Below are 13,965 nucleotides of genomic sequence, written 5' to 3' on the forward strand. Positions count from 1 at the left end.
AACAAACCGTCAGAAACTCTACTTTTGAATTGTCCACTTGACGGGGAAGCTTACGAAACCTTCTCTAATAATCAGTCTGTCCTCGATATTAACTATCAATCTATCAGTATCGTTTAACGTTCCTTCGAATCCACAACCAGTATCGTTCCGATAATCAACGCCTTATTTCCTGTCTAGGCCGCCAAAAATCCCAATAAAAAAACCCGCAGTTACGCGGGTTTTTGGATTCCGTCGGACTTCAACGGACTATAAAATGGTGCCAAGGCCTCACCAACATCTAAGACCTATCGCACTGAATAAATTGATAATTATATTTATTTGATTAAAAAGCACCCCCAAATATACCCCCAAATACAGGGGGCTGGACCTAAACCCTATACTTTTAGCTTGATATAACTCATCAGGTGCGTCCTGGCAGCGGACTCGGGCTTCAGACCTCTTAGCTCGGTTCTCCTTGATGTACCATCAGGCAGATATACCGTTAGTGAATCCCCAGAAACCGAGTACTCAGCGCTATAGGTTATACCTTCATATTCAATAATGATTTCTTCATTCACTTTTTACTCACCCTCCTCAATCAAGGCGTACATGAACAATCCCACACCATCTCAACCAAAGGAACCCCACAAACACCTCTTAGATGAGATTGTTTGAAGCCCCACATTTAAGCTTTTGGCACTGGAAGTATGTCTTTACAGCTGGAAACTTGTCCCGAATCTCGGGCACTGAAATTACCCAGACCAAAAACCCGTTTAAGAAGTTGAACCAATTTTCTTAGTACAGTTACTTGTTCACTCGCAACTGGTGTATAGCTAGCGTCGTCGCTCCGAAGTATCTCCGACCTAGCCACTCTAACCGATTCTGGAACATGAATACCCACCCTCACCTGCCGGCCGCGTATCTTCTCGATGGAAATAGTTATCTTACCGTTGCCAGTGAATAGGGTGATGGACTCCTTCTCGCGTCGGCTTACCTTGAGCATTGGGCGTCCTTATCCATTATGTAAAGTGACTAGGCTCGACTTTCAGAGCCACATTTCGATGATGCCTTTATCCTTCCGTTTGACCACACTCGTAGTCATTCTCTTTGAAAGAAATAAAGTCCAGATGCCACCTCATAAAGTGATCCAACATGTCCAGCGTAACTTCTGAGCGACTCATCGCTAAGGTGCAATAATTCTCATCCAACCACTCCCAGTCGAAAGAAAGCCCATCTTGTTCATCTACTTTTTGTGCGAGCAGCTGCATTTTTTCACCCAACTGCTGAAGATCTTCAGGGCTAAGCATTGCTCCCTGATATGGTATAGCAACAAGTGCGACTTGGTAATTTTCAAGATCTTCATCCAAAGAATTGAGTCTTATGTATATATCAACCTTTTCATTTGGAAGATTATTAACAACATCCTTTAGCTTAGAATTAAAAGCATCAGGTAGCGCTGTCCGATTATAGCGCTGAGCTAACCAACGCCTAAGCTGGTTTAATTGATACTCGGCAAGACGATTGCGGTCAGAAATGGCTTCTTGGTTTTGAAAAAAAAGTTCTTTTTTGAGGTATACCGTTTTTAAAATTTTTAGTTTATACGGAACACCTTCAATATCGAAAATCAGATATCGAGAAGACCTGCAATTTTCATTGAGAGGACTGGGGTTGCGATCTTTTTCACCAATGACGAACTGAACGTCTGGCTCTATATTTGGGTGGGCACATATATCACAATCCTGGGTTATTAAGACACATATAGCATTCTCCTTAACGCCACCATCAACCCGCGAACGAATAATCTCCTTGTCACGGCTAGCCAAACAAGAGAAGTTAAAAAAGTGCCCTTGAACCCAATCCATCGGGGGTGATTCCATTCAGTTACCCAGCTGTTCTTGTCAGGAGGTACTGCTCATGCTCAGCTGTGAAAACTTTGCTTTCACTTCTTTCTTTTTCTTTTCGAGCATCTATGACCCTAGCTAACTCTTCTAACTTGTTATGGTCAACATTATCACTATCGAGCAATTCAGCGAGGCTGATACCGTCCTTCTTGACCAAAATAGCACTTCGACCAATTGGATAAGTGGTAATTTTTCGAATAGTTCTTGTTGCTATTTCTATCTCTTTGAGCCTGCTTTCATTTCTATACTCCCTTGCCACATCATTGAGCAGGTCGTACAAAGTGGTTCTCGATATGTGAAGAATTTTTGCCAATAATTTTCTTGGCAGCTGCAACTCTTTATCTAGCATTTTAACCCTATCGCAAACACTTGATATATCTTGATCAACATTTTCTAGGGAGTTAATTTGATGTGTTGAGGCAGCAGATGCCAAGTAACCATCTTGAGTTAACCAAAGAGACAAAAAGACATTCCACATAGAAGAAAGGCTCTCTGCTCTTTTTTGAACATCTACTCTAGGGATATATCTTTCTTGGTACCTAACTGAGTTGTCCACAGGTAATGGAAATGCTTCGGTAGGATAGACGTGCGCCATGTAATCATCTCTACTACTTCTAGCATTAGTTTCTAGACAATCAAGAGCACTCATAGCCCCACTCCTTTTTTGCATGGTCTGATAAAATATCCCAAAAGACATTGCTAGCAGTTTGATAAAGGGTGCGTATTTCTGATTCAACTTGAAAATCTGAAAATTTTTGCTGCTTTAACAAGCGACACCCGTGTCTTATATCAAGGATTCCGTAATCAGTGTTTTCCTTAAACTCGATATGTGGGAGAAACAATGGCATTGCTACTTCATCCTGCTTCTCTTGAAGCTCAACAGGAATTAAAACTGGGAATTTTTTTTCTGCAGCTTTAAACATATTGAAGCGAACAGCGATGTCTCTAATCTTTGAATCACTTTTCTCCAAAAGAGAAACTGATGACGTAGACCTTTGTTTAGCCACTGGATTGCTAACAGGTGGATCGTACGGGATTAAGTGGTCATCTACATAATTATGTAGTTCGAGGCCGCTACTAGGGATAATTATATCTACGTAATGAATAGAGAAGAGGCTGACCCCAGTGTTGCCAATGTCTTCTATTCCCTTTAGCGCTTCAGAGACACTTAGTATCAATTTAACAAGATCGTCAAAACCTGTGTAACGGCTTTGTCTAATCGACAATAGGGATCGAGTTACTTCGACTTGACAATCTTTTTCAGCATTGGAGAAGATATATCGTCGCATTGAGTTGGGGCGGATACTGCTTCCCCCCGCAGAAATAGCAACTTCCTCCCACTGGTGTTCTAACTCATGTTTTTGAGTAAACCCTAGTTTGAGCATAGCCCTGTGGAACTGGGTCAGCTCCTCTTCAGTGAATACCCCTGAAGAAGGTAATTCTGACCACGAAATGTCCAATTGGACGTAGATTAAAGGTGCAACTTCCAGCTTTTTACCCATTTCTATCACGCCTCCCGCGTAAAGCAGGCTAATCCTTATGCCAAGTTTCGTCAACTAAATCTAACACTATATCTGACACTTTGCGCACCGCTTAGTTGCGTCCTTTCGCCGCTTGTCATTACATCCTCACAAATCATTGTTGTCTAGGGCAACAGCCACTTGCTCCCCTGATGAGAAGAAGCGTAATTCAATCCAGTACAGCACTAACAACCATCATCATGGGTGGAAATCCTTTTCATGAGCTCTTCAAGGTGGGTTACAAATGCCTTTGTGGCTCTAGCCTTGCTGATCAACTATTTGATGATCCCGCCTAAACGCTGAAGTTCACTATTTAACCTTGCAAGCACCAAAAGTGGCGCCACTTCGTTCACATAGTAAAACTGCCCCTTGCCCCTAATACCTACCTCCCGCAGTCGAGCACGCTTGATCCTCTCAGCCACAGTGCGCCTGTCCATGCCGAAGTTCCGTGCGTACCAGGAGATATTGAAAGCATCCTTCTTTGAAGGCTTATTTGAAGCACCCATTACCTGAACCTCTTTTCTGTACATTACTAAGCTTACCAAAGCTACACTTCAGCTCAGGGCATACTAATTTCATTGGATTATTTCATAACCATCAATCCTTTCTGTGTTGTGGAGTGTACTAATTCAACATGAACACACTCTCCCTATACTGCTGAAAGTCTTACCTTGACTGACTTTGGCAAGAAATGGGGTTTTCCGTTATTTCGGACACCTTGTACAGAATCGACAACCCGTCCATGTTGGCGTATCGCTGAAACCCTCACCCCTAAGGGGTTACAGGCGATTTCCACTTTCATGTTGTTGACGCCCCTACCCCCCCGGAAAATTTCTGCCTCACCGCGCTCAGCGCCACCCCCGGCAGGCAAAAATGGCCAGTAAGGACCCGAGGGTTTCGGTGGCGGTTCATCACTTACCAAACTTCTGAGGGTTCTCACCAACCACCGTTACCATGGTTTCTACCCCTGCCGGACTGGACAGCATCTCACGGGTTAGCTGGTCACGATCGAATAGAACATAGTTGCGAATCTGCGGGCTTGCAGCCTTGCCGCTCTTGGTCAGGTTGTCACGGTGGCGAGGGTCCATACTGGTCAGCACCTCCTCACCCTTCTTGGCAATGATCGGGACTTCACCCGGGGATAGCCCCACTACACCGCCAGAGTGATACTTGGGCGCGCCTACAAACGCCACAGGAGGCACAGCCTTGTAGGAACTGAAGCCCTCCCCGATCACACCACCGGTGTGGGCCGCACCAAACAATAGCGGCGCCAATAACCCACCAATACCTCCCCCGCCGCTGGCACCCCCAACAGCTTTGAGTAGTTGAACCCTAAGGACCGCTTCACCTATGAACCGGAGAAAATCGGCCGCAAACTCGCGTAGGGCGTCCTTTGCTTTGACGGTGCCTTGAATGAATCCTGATAAGGCATTTGTGAGCCCGCCAGAAAATTCTTGGTTGATGTCTTTAGCCGATAGCTTCGCGTTATCAGCCAGCCCCTTAATGGCTTCCTTGGCCTGCTGCGTCTGTTGCCCGAACTGACTGAACCAATCGGCCACGGCAGTGTTATCACCGTATAAGTCCAACAGCTCACGACTACGTGCAATCAGGCCATCAAGAGTGGCATTCAGATCCGTCTGTGCGGTGTCGGCCTGGTCGATTGCCTGCCCGGAAGACAGAGCGCCAATGCTTTCTTGATTGGTAATACTGTCCAGCTTGCGCTGAAAATCATCCAAGGCTTTCTGCCGCTCTTTTTCCAGTGCCTGAAGCTCAATTTTCGCAGCCTCGACATTGAAGAGCTTGCGAGCAATCTCTACCCCCGCCGAATCCCCCAATCCCTTCAGGCGGCTTATAGTGGCCTCGAACTCCCGTCCTAACTCATCTAGCCCGGCCTGACGTTCATTGCCCTCAGCAAAAGCCAGACGGGTTCGTAGGTCTGCCACGGTATTGGCAAGTTCCTTTTTAACCTTGTCAATCTCGCCGGATAGCTCACCAGCCAGCACCCCCTCCAATCTGTCGGCAACAACACGGGATTCAGCTGTATTCAGCTCCCGTAGCCCGCTAAGAGTGTCAGCATACTTTGCGCGAATGTTATCAAGGCGACCTTTCAGGTTATCTTCAGAGCGCTTTGCAGCATTCTTCTCAAGTTTGTCGGCCTCTTTTAACAGTGCCTGTTCTGCCTCAAGCACAATCTCGCGCTTCTTCGCTGCTAACGCTTTGAGCACCAGGGCTTCCTGCGAATTTCGAGTTTCGAGGTCAGACGCACTACGGGCAGTTGCCAATAATGAAGCAAACTCCTTGTCAACCAGGGCTAACTTTTGCGCCAGGGTAACGGCCTGGAAATCCTCTATTGCCTCATTTGCCTTTTTTATCGCTTTTTCAACTTCCTCAATCTGTTTATCTGACAGCCCGGGCAAAAGTTCAGGCGCTGCTGCTGCAGGCTTATCCGGGCCTGCCAAAAGAGCATCACGCTTGCGGCGCAAATCGACAATCACATCGCCAATGTTCTTCAATGCGGATCTGGTATCGGCCAGATCATCGTCCGTGCCGAATAGCCTAGACAGACGTGGGAATCGAATGGTCCTGACCCTAAGCCTGTCCTCTTCGGCAACCAACAGGCCAAACTCAGTCAGCTTTTTATCTAATTCATTGTCTATTTCATCGATAGGGCTCTGTCCGCCCTTTGATCCAAACGCTTTGGATGCTTTTTCTCCAGCGGTTTCAGCCGCATCACCGAGATCCTTATATTTTTTTCTAAGCGCATCAATATCTGACCCGGAGTTTCTGCTGGCAAGGGCAATGGTTCCGATCCCGGCTGCAAGTGCCACAATCCAACCAGCTGGGCCAGTTGCCAATAGGCCAGCAAACCCCAAGGTCCGAAGAGAACCACCCAGCGCTACTGCAGCCAACCGGGCCTGAAAGAATCCCCTGATCAAACCACCGAGCACACGGGCACCGACGAATGCAATCACTGCATTTTTAATTGCATCAAGATTCTGGACAACAAAAACACCAGCCTTGGCAAGATCGCCCATCAGATCAGCAAGGTTAGTCAACCCTTCCTTGGTTTCTGGCTTGCGAAGTTCCTCTGATAGATCCCTCAATGACTGGCCAAGCGTCTCAATAAAACCGCTGTCCTCACCGATCTCAAGGCGCAACCGCTCAACTTCAACCAGAAACGCATCGAGCTGCGACGTGGCCGCCTGCAGTGCCCGCTCCAGGTCACCCCCATATTTCTTTTCAAGCAAAGCAGCGAAAGGTTTCAGAGCATCAGCCCCAACCTCGCCCTGCTCCACCATCTTGACAAGCTCACGGGTGGTAACTTTCATGCTCTCGGCAAACAGCAACACCGCGCCAGGTAAGCGGTCACCCAGCTGGCCTTTTAGTTCCTCCATCTGGACCGTGGATTTAGAAACGATGTCCCTGAAGGCTTTAAAAACACCACGAAGCTGCTCTTGCGATAGCCGCATAACACGGCCAGCAGTAGTTACATCGACGAACAGCTTGCGCACTTCCTCAAGGGTAAACAGCCCCTCCGGCATTGCCGCGACCATCTGAGAGTATTCTGTCCCGAGGTCAACGAACGATACCTTCAATCGATCAGCAGTTTCCCGCAAAAAATTAAGTTCACGGTCTACTGCTTGCGGATCCCCATCAAAGGCAACCCGGAAACGACTCTCAATAGCCTGCTTTTTCCGGTTGGCTTCAAATATATTGCCAACTTCCCGGCCAATACCAAACAGACCGACATAGGCGGCAGCAAGTGATAACACCTCACCCCTCAACCGCTGAAGCAAACTCAGGCTTGTACGACTGTCACGCCCAAACCTTGCCATCGACTTCGCAGCAGAATCGGTTTTTTGCTGAACGCGACCAATAGCATCAGCAGTCCGGTTTTGAGCAGCCTGAAGACGGACAGCCTCAGAAGAAAGCCTTGCTTCAGCATTAGCCAGATTGGCAGTAGATAGGCCAGCCTGATTCATCTGGCCAGTCAGCCTGGCCAGCTCGGTACGCTGCTTCTGAAAGTAAAGAACTGCCTTTTGGGCAGCCGCACTTGCCTTGTCAAACTGTGCTGACAGCTTTGCTCTATTTGCATCGCCGGACGACGTAGCATTTAGCTGGGCTCTCAATGTCCTTGCAGTTTGAATCAGCTCCTTTGCCCTGGCATCCGCCTGACTTGTAGCCGCCGCCTGCTGTTTGAACTTCTCAACCAGGCGACCTTTGGTAATCAGGTCGCGTTCGGCACGCACCAGACCATCCATGGTACTGCGCAGCTTCTCCAGCTTCTGGTCATAACTGCCAGCAGCCTTCTCGGCCTGCTCCTGCTGATTGATCAGTTTTGTGGTGGCGTCCGTCAGCTGTTGAAAGGTTTGCTCACCTTCCACCTTGGCCTGCAGGATCAGCTCTACAATCGATTTGGTATTAGCCATCGCTCAAACCTTCCACAATCTTTTGAAAATCGGCCTGTTCGCCCCAGACAGAGTGGCGGCGTAGTGCGGCCTCTGCAGCCAGGCGGGAATTGATACGCTTGCTGACCAATGTCGACTGGAACAGCACCCACCCGAGGTGATACTGCCGCGCGTACTGGTGACCTTCCGCCACCAGAAGATTGGCTCGGCCTTCCATCTCCAACCAAGCCTTTTCCAACGTATCGCCATTGAGCGCACCCCCACCTAATGGATTTACTGGATTCCCTGAAGTCCCGCCGGCAAGATTTGAGCAAGCTGCTTTTTTGCGAGGTCATTTCCATGAACGGTTAGCGCGTAGATTTCCAGCAACACAGCAGCAAAGGCACCAATTGGCCACTGCTTCACCTCGGCGGCGGCCTCTGCAACATCCGCTTGATCGGAACAGGCCGCGACACATAATGCCGCGAGGTTGCCGAAGCGACTGATCAGCTCAGAGATGGCGCCGAAGGTGGTACCGTTTGCTGACTCAACAGCAGCCGCCACTTTTTCGAACAATTCAGGATCAACTCTCTGGATCTCGGTTACATCAGCCAGCGACAAAGCCCTCACGGCGATCTCTGCACCCTCCCACAAAGGGACGGTTGTGGTCGGTGGTGTGTATGTGGGAATACTCATCTAACGATTACCTCTTTCATGGTGTTGTTGCTGTTGTTGCCGCGGCCGTCAGGCCGCGTCTACATTCTCTGTTTTCACTTTCTTACTGATGCAGGCTCACTTTTCGTTGATTACTTTTCTCTTTTCCTTTCTCTCTTCTCTCTTCTCTCTTGTATCGGATAGCCATTGCTTTACCCATCCACATACCCATAGCTATACCCTATGGCTAACCCTTCCCAATTTTGTGGGCCATGAAGCCATCTATGGTTTGAGGCTGGAATTTGGTCTGAGCCTGAATCACTGCCTGATCAGGCGGCTTGGCCTTTTTGTGGGAGCTGTTGAGCTTGGCCGCGTATTCAGGAATGGAGCGGAGCTGGTGATCCAGTTCCATAGCAAAGGGCGCGCCCTCGTCAACGACTAAGCGCGTGATCATGTTGTACATTCCCGAGATCTGCTGCGGCGAGGGGTTGTCGCCAAGCTCGTCAAACGCAGCACCACGGACCCAAACATATTCCGCATCATCGTCGTACCGGCAGAAGTCGATTCCAGCCAGGGCTGTCACAGCATCGTTCACGACCTCTACGGGCAGACAACAATCCTTTGACATTGAACGAATCGGCGCATGGTAAATACCCGAGAAATTACCTCTCGGGCAGGTCCGCAGATAAGTCGCAACAAGAAACACTTCAGGCCCAAGGGCCACAATTTCCTGATGCTCTGAATCGCGCCAGGCACGCCGGCAGTATCGATAGAATTTAGGAGCCTTCACGATACGGCCCCTCCTATAACGAGGTTCCGCGCTTTGAGCAGGTCATCACCTTCTAACCAATAGGCCATCGCTTTGGTTTCTCCACCGAAATTATTCGGCACCTCAACCCACTCGCGGGCAAATGTAATGCCGTGCGACTGCTGCAATGATGAGATGGTCGAAGGTAAGGAGTGGTCCCCGATACGTTCCGCCGCAAAGCGATGCAGCCGCTGGCCGGTTGAGAACTGCCTGAGCATATAAGCAAGTTTTCCGGTGCTCTTTCGGGTGGGTTTTGGGGTATAATTGCCTTGATCATTTGCTGCCCTGGTCTCTTGGCCGGGGTATTTTTTTGTCTCCATTTCCCACCCCCTACGCCGCTTGGCCGGAAAGGGAATCACGTTCGGCAACACGTGCTTCAAGGTAAGACTCGATTTCTGATTTCAGCCAACCAGTGGCACGCCCACCGGGGGTCAATTTGATGGATCGGGGAAATCTGCCGGCGGCGATTAACTCGTAAACGCGCGGTCGACTCAGGCCAATAAGGGTTTTCACCTCGGGCCACCGTAGGATGGGGTCAAATTCAGGTTTTTGCATGATGCTCTCCTTGTGTATGACTGAGAGTTATGAGTCTCAGTAAGGAGAACATTAAGGGGACTATTTCAAGATCACCACGGGGGCTATCTACGATCCTTCAAAATAGGCCAGAAAAGGGTGCGACATATTCAGAGGATGAACCAAATTTATTTTTTTCTGTCAGATCTAGCCTTTGAAACATCATTAGACCCCCTGGGCGTATCAATAAATATTACAGACCAGACACTTGCTGTTAGTGTTGGCTGTGGTCCGCCAGTATAGAAAAGGAAATGCTGCCTCAACACTTCATCAACCACAGTCTTTTCCCCCCAGATCCTCTTCTCTGTAAAAATATCCCCCCGAAACCTGCTCAAGCGAGAAAAACCACTGCTATCCAAGGGAGGTCCAAAACTGCAATTAATCTCCATATCCAAATCTAGCTTTCTGGTTTCATACCACCTAATGAGCTGATTTATATACGATATAGCTGCAGCGTTAAGCCCTTTAGATTCAATGTAGTACTTAAGTATCTCTATTTCTTCTTGCAGCCAGTTTCGCTCTACCTTCTTGAGATTACGGTCGTAGTCGCAGGTCACGGGGTCACCCGAAAAACTATCGTAGAGCTCAAGGTCGGACTCCAACCTGGTAATTAGCATTTCTACTAAATCAAGAAAATTGGCTTCAACAATATCGCCTTGATATAGCCGAGAATTTATCCCTCTTTCCTCGTTGGCAATATTCACCAAGTCATGGAGCCATAACCTCCCCACAAAGCTCTGGGATATTTTCTTTTTAAGACCAAGCAGATCTTTTCTTGTTTTTTCACTGCGACTTTTAAGCTGCTGCAACGAAATTGCTTCTCTCTTCTCAAACGGGTTGGCCAGAATTACAAACAAGTCGATAAACGCCTCGCACTTACCCGCACCATCACCGGCAAGAATGGATTTATGATAGATAGGCCAAAATAACTCTAGTGCGAGAATTCGCTCAATCAATACATCCAAGGAATGGTCTGAAAAACGAGTGCCAGTCGGTATGTAAAAAGCCCTCGAAAAAGCCAGACACCCTTGATATGGGAGGACTCTAGCTACAGATAAAAGCGCTTCCTTACAGATGAGGATTTCTGTTTCAATATTTTCTTTGATTGCATCTACACCACCCTCTGAAACTGCCAACAGTTCAGGAATCAGCGGAAAAGAATAGCTCTCAACCCGGTCAGAATCACCGCTCTGCTTCACAAAAGAGATTGAGACAGCAAGTCTTTGATCACCATCACTGCTTGTTGGGTCACTGACAACAACGGAATACTCAAAGGCAAATAACTGGCCATCCAGGTCGCGAATTAGCTTTTCCTTTTTCACGGTCATTACCTATTATTGTTAGTGGTGAGGAAAACTAAGGGCACACCAGTGTTTCGGGAGTTACAGAGGGTGTGCTTTATCTTCAGCAACTCCGGCCAAGCAAAATAATTTATCCCTTTTCGCTGCAGCCAGAACTTCACCCTTCAGGTAGCAAAAAAGGGGCAACCTTGCCCCCGGTGACTCACCTTAACTAGCGGCCTTCATCGCCTCGGCCATTGGATCTGGCAACCCCCGCAACTCCCGGGCGCACATGTCGATTCGATCAATGTCATTCAATGCCAGTTGCGCCAGGCGGCTGATCGCCTGAACACGTATTCCAGCAAATTCAGAGAAGAGTTCCGGTGGCTCATCCTGATAAGATGCGTCGTGCAGCTCATCGGCGAAACTCCGCACCGCACTGACACAATGTTGAACCGAAAGATAATCGCGCTCCATATTTTCCAGTTTCTGGAGTGCTCGATCTGGAAGGTGGTTATCGTCACTCCCAATGGCACGAGTCTGCCGCAGGCCAGCCTTTTCCACACCCACCTCAGCGCCCGGCGCCTTCGCCTCCCGATAGGCGGGGGACACAAACCAGCGGGCCGCATCGCCAAAGGCTTGTGAACCACACACCGACAGCGCCTCGGCGTCGGCAATCCAGCCAATTTTTGCAACCAGGGTTTCGGCTGCCAAAATTTTTGCGGAGAGCCCCTTGTGACTGCCTGCGTCTAAGCACTCCCCAACGTCACCCAATAGCTCCCGGAGGACGCCCGCACCGGTGGCGATCTCATTCAACGCCGCCTCAAGGCGCGTATCGTTTTCTTCGTATGTGTTAACATTTCTATTGACCATTTTTGATGTCCTTTCGTCAGTTTTGGTTAAGGGGGTGGCGGTGTTGCAGCACCGTTCACCCCCGCTATCTGCCCTTATAGGCAAATTCTTCAAGCACCCTCGCCGCCAAACTTCGCCGGCACGACGTTCGATCCGGTTTCCATCTGATCAAGGTAATCGGCCCACCACTGCATCATCACCGCCCGGTCTTTCAAGTACTCAGCGTGCTTGGTGTAGGCGCCGCGAACTTGATTACGTTCGAGATGTGACAGCTGTCTTTCAATGGCATCAGGGTTAAAGCCTTCCTCGTTCAAAATTGAAGAGGCGGTTGTCCTAAAGCCGTGGGGCGTGGCCCTGGACTTGTAGCCCAAACGATATAGGGCGTATGTCATGGTATTCTCGGAGATGGGCTTGGCCCGTGACTTTTCCCCGGGAAACACCAAATCGTAGTGGCCAGAGATAGGCCGGATGTCTTCCAGCAGGGCAAGCGCCTGGCGGGACAACGGGACAAGGTGCTCCGTTCCCATCTTCATACGTTCACCGGGAATGCGCCACAGTTTCGCTATCAGGTCGAATTCCTCCCAACGGGCACCCCTCAGCTCTCCAGGCCTGACAAAGGTCAGAATCAGCAGTTTCAGCGCAAAACGGGTGAGGGGGTGGCCATCATAGCCAGAAACCTTGCGAAGCAGCTCAGGCAGTTCCTGGCGCGTCACCGCGGCCCGGTGTTCCTGTTTTCGCTTTTTGAGCACTCCCGTCAACTCAGCGGCGGGGTTTACCTGGGATCGACCGGTTTGAACCGCGTAGCGAAAGACTGCCGAACAACGCTGGAGAACACGGCCGGCAACGTCCAGTGCGTCGCGCGCCTCAATGCGGCGAACCACCTCGAGCACATCCGGCGGCTGTATTTCAAAAACAGGTCGATACCCGATGTGAGAGAAGACATCGCGCTCCAGCGACTCGATTACCCGGCGGGCGTGATCTTCAGTCCAGCGGCCCTTTTGATGCTGCCACCACTCCCGGGCGATAGCCTCAAAACTGGTAGCCGAGGCAATACGCTTGGCACGTTTCTCTTGTTTACGCAGCAAGCCCGGGTCTTCCCCCTTCGACAGTGCCTTTTTCGCCTCTCTGGCTGCTTCACGGGCCTCTGCCAGCGACACAGCAGGGTAAACCCCCAAGGCCAGAAGCTTTTCCCTGCCGTGGAAACGGTATTTCAGGCGCCAGTAACGGCCACCGTTGGGTTTTACCTGAAGAAACAGACCACCCCCATCGAAGAGCTTATAGTCTCGATCCTGGGGCTTTGCGTTCTTTACAGCCGTCGCGTTGAGCTTATCCGTGGCCATCTGGGGGTACCTAAGCTGATGAAAATCTGGGGCACCCCACAAAAGTACCCCCGAAATACCCCCTATGTCAACGGACGTTATCGGACAACCACAGACAAAAAGGCAAAAAAAAGCCCCGAAATTCGGGGCCTTACGAACGGTAACGGACGTTACCGGGTGTTGATATGGTGCCCAAGGCCGGACTTGAACCGGCACGGCTTTCGCCACTACCCCCTCAAGATAGCGTGTCTACCAATTCCACCACTTGGGCAAAACATTGCTTCATGCTTCCTATTGCGCAGTATCAGGCACGGGAATATCCGATGCGGAACCGGTATCACCGCCTGGTGCAGCAGGAATCTCCTCACCATCTTCCACATTGGGAACATCTGATTCCATCATCTGCTGGATAGCTTCCAGCTCTGGCAGAATCTTGTCACCCACCGCCACCTTATCTTTGGCGATCACAGCCAGAGATACACTGGTAACAAAAAATAGGGTTGCCAGTATTGCGGTTACTTTGCTGAAGAAATTCCAGCCTCCGGCACTGCCCAGGATGGTTTGCGAGGCACCGGCACCAAATGATGCACCTGCCTCTGCGCCTTTTCCCTGTTGCAGCAGAATCATGCCAATAATGGCAAGCGCCGTTAACAAATGAACAATCAGTATAATTTTTTCCATTTACTCAATT

Annotated in this window: 14 protein-coding genes and 1 tRNA gene; all 15 read right to left on the reverse strand. The window is 49.5% G+C overall.

Translation table 11 applies throughout. The features are described from left to right. Positions 1-1,049: 1,049 nt before the first annotated feature. The 15 genes from AACZ64_RS06815 to secG all read right to left on the reverse strand — a co-directional run bounded on the left by AACZ64_RS06815 (position 1,050) and on the right by secG (position 13,955). Positions 1,050-1,856 (reverse strand): hypothetical protein, encoded by an 807-nt coding sequence (locus AACZ64_RS06815; RefSeq protein WP_293614749.1) that lies wholly within the window; start codon positions 1,854-1,856, stop codon positions 1,050-1,052. Positions 1,857-1,860: 4 nt separating this feature from the next. Further along, positions 1,861-2,529: a hypothetical protein gene (locus AACZ64_RS06820; protein ID WP_293614750.1), complete on the reverse strand. Its 669-nt coding sequence runs from the start codon at positions 2,527-2,529 to the stop codon at positions 1,861-1,863. Beyond that, entirely contained in the window at positions 2,516-3,382 is an 867-nt protein-coding gene (locus AACZ64_RS06825) for a TIGR04255 family protein (protein ID WP_293614751.1), read from the reverse strand. Before AACZ64_RS06825 ends, AACZ64_RS06820 begins: the two co-directional genes overlap by 14 nt. A 293-nt stretch (positions 3,383-3,675) precedes the next feature. After that, positions 3,676-3,930 (reverse strand): hypothetical protein, encoded by a 255-nt coding sequence (locus AACZ64_RS06830; protein WP_339639810.1) that lies wholly within the window; start codon positions 3,928-3,930, stop codon positions 3,676-3,678. Between the two features lie 381 nt (positions 3,931-4,311). After that, a complete protein-coding gene (locus AACZ64_RS06835) occupies positions 4,312-7,830 on the reverse strand; it encodes a tape measure protein (protein WP_293614752.1) in 3,519 nt (1,172 codons plus the stop codon). Beyond that, the gene (locus AACZ64_RS06840) at positions 7,823-8,026 is read right to left on the reverse strand and encodes a hypothetical protein (RefSeq protein WP_293614753.1); all 204 of its coding nucleotides are present in this window, start codon (positions 8,024-8,026) and stop codon (positions 7,823-7,825) included. The genes AACZ64_RS06835 and AACZ64_RS06840 overlap by 8 nt, the downstream gene beginning before the upstream one ends. A 56-nt stretch (positions 8,027-8,082) precedes the next feature. Continuing rightward, the gene (locus tag AACZ64_RS06845) at positions 8,083-8,484 is read right to left on the reverse strand and encodes a hypothetical protein (protein WP_293614754.1); all 402 of its coding nucleotides are present in this window, start codon (positions 8,482-8,484) and stop codon (positions 8,083-8,085) included. 205 nt (positions 8,485-8,689) lie between these two features. Beyond that, positions 8,690-9,232 carry a hypothetical protein gene (locus tag AACZ64_RS06850; RefSeq protein ID WP_293614755.1) on the reverse strand — a complete coding sequence of 181 codons (543 nt, stop codon included), beginning with the start codon at positions 9,230-9,232 and terminating at the stop codon, positions 8,690-8,692. Further along, a complete protein-coding gene (locus AACZ64_RS06855; RefSeq protein WP_293614756.1) occupies positions 9,229-9,570 on the reverse strand; it encodes a hypothetical protein in 342 nt (113 codons plus the stop codon). Before AACZ64_RS06855 ends, AACZ64_RS06850 begins: the two co-directional genes overlap by 4 nt. 10 nt (positions 9,571-9,580) lie before the next feature. Continuing rightward, positions 9,581-9,805, reverse strand: a complete 225-nt coding sequence (locus AACZ64_RS06860; RefSeq protein ID WP_293614757.1) for an AlpA family transcriptional regulator — start codon at positions 9,803-9,805, stop codon at positions 9,581-9,583. A gap of 146 nt (positions 9,806-9,951) precedes the next feature. Beyond that, the gene (locus AACZ64_RS06865; protein ID WP_293614758.1) at positions 9,952-11,145 is read right to left on the reverse strand and encodes a hypothetical protein; all 1,194 of its coding nucleotides are present in this window, start codon (positions 11,143-11,145) and stop codon (positions 9,952-9,954) included. Positions 11,146-11,331: 186 nt separating this feature from the next. Then, positions 11,332-11,976 carry a hypothetical protein gene (locus tag AACZ64_RS06870; protein WP_293614759.1) on the reverse strand — a complete coding sequence of 215 codons (645 nt, stop codon included), beginning with the start codon at positions 11,974-11,976 and terminating at the stop codon, positions 11,332-11,334. Positions 11,977-12,065: 89 nt separating this feature from the next. Then, on the reverse strand, positions 12,066-13,295 hold the full coding sequence (locus AACZ64_RS06875) for an integrase arm-type DNA-binding domain-containing protein (protein WP_293614760.1): 1,230 nt from the start codon (positions 13,293-13,295) through the stop codon (positions 12,066-12,068). Between the two features lie 165 nt (positions 13,296-13,460). Further along, positions 13,461-13,545, reverse strand: a tRNA-Leu gene (locus tag AACZ64_RS06880). 20 nt (positions 13,546-13,565) lie between these two features. Further along, entirely contained in the window at positions 13,566-13,955 is a 390-nt protein-coding gene (gene secG / locus AACZ64_RS06885) for a preprotein translocase subunit SecG (protein WP_293614761.1), read from the reverse strand. Positions 13,956-13,965: the final 10 nt, after the last annotated feature.

Origin of the sequence: uncultured Porticoccus sp., assembly GCF_963975625.1 — a bacterium.
Taxonomy (GTDB): domain Bacteria; phylum Pseudomonadota; class Gammaproteobacteria; order Pseudomonadales; family Porticoccaceae; genus Porticoccus.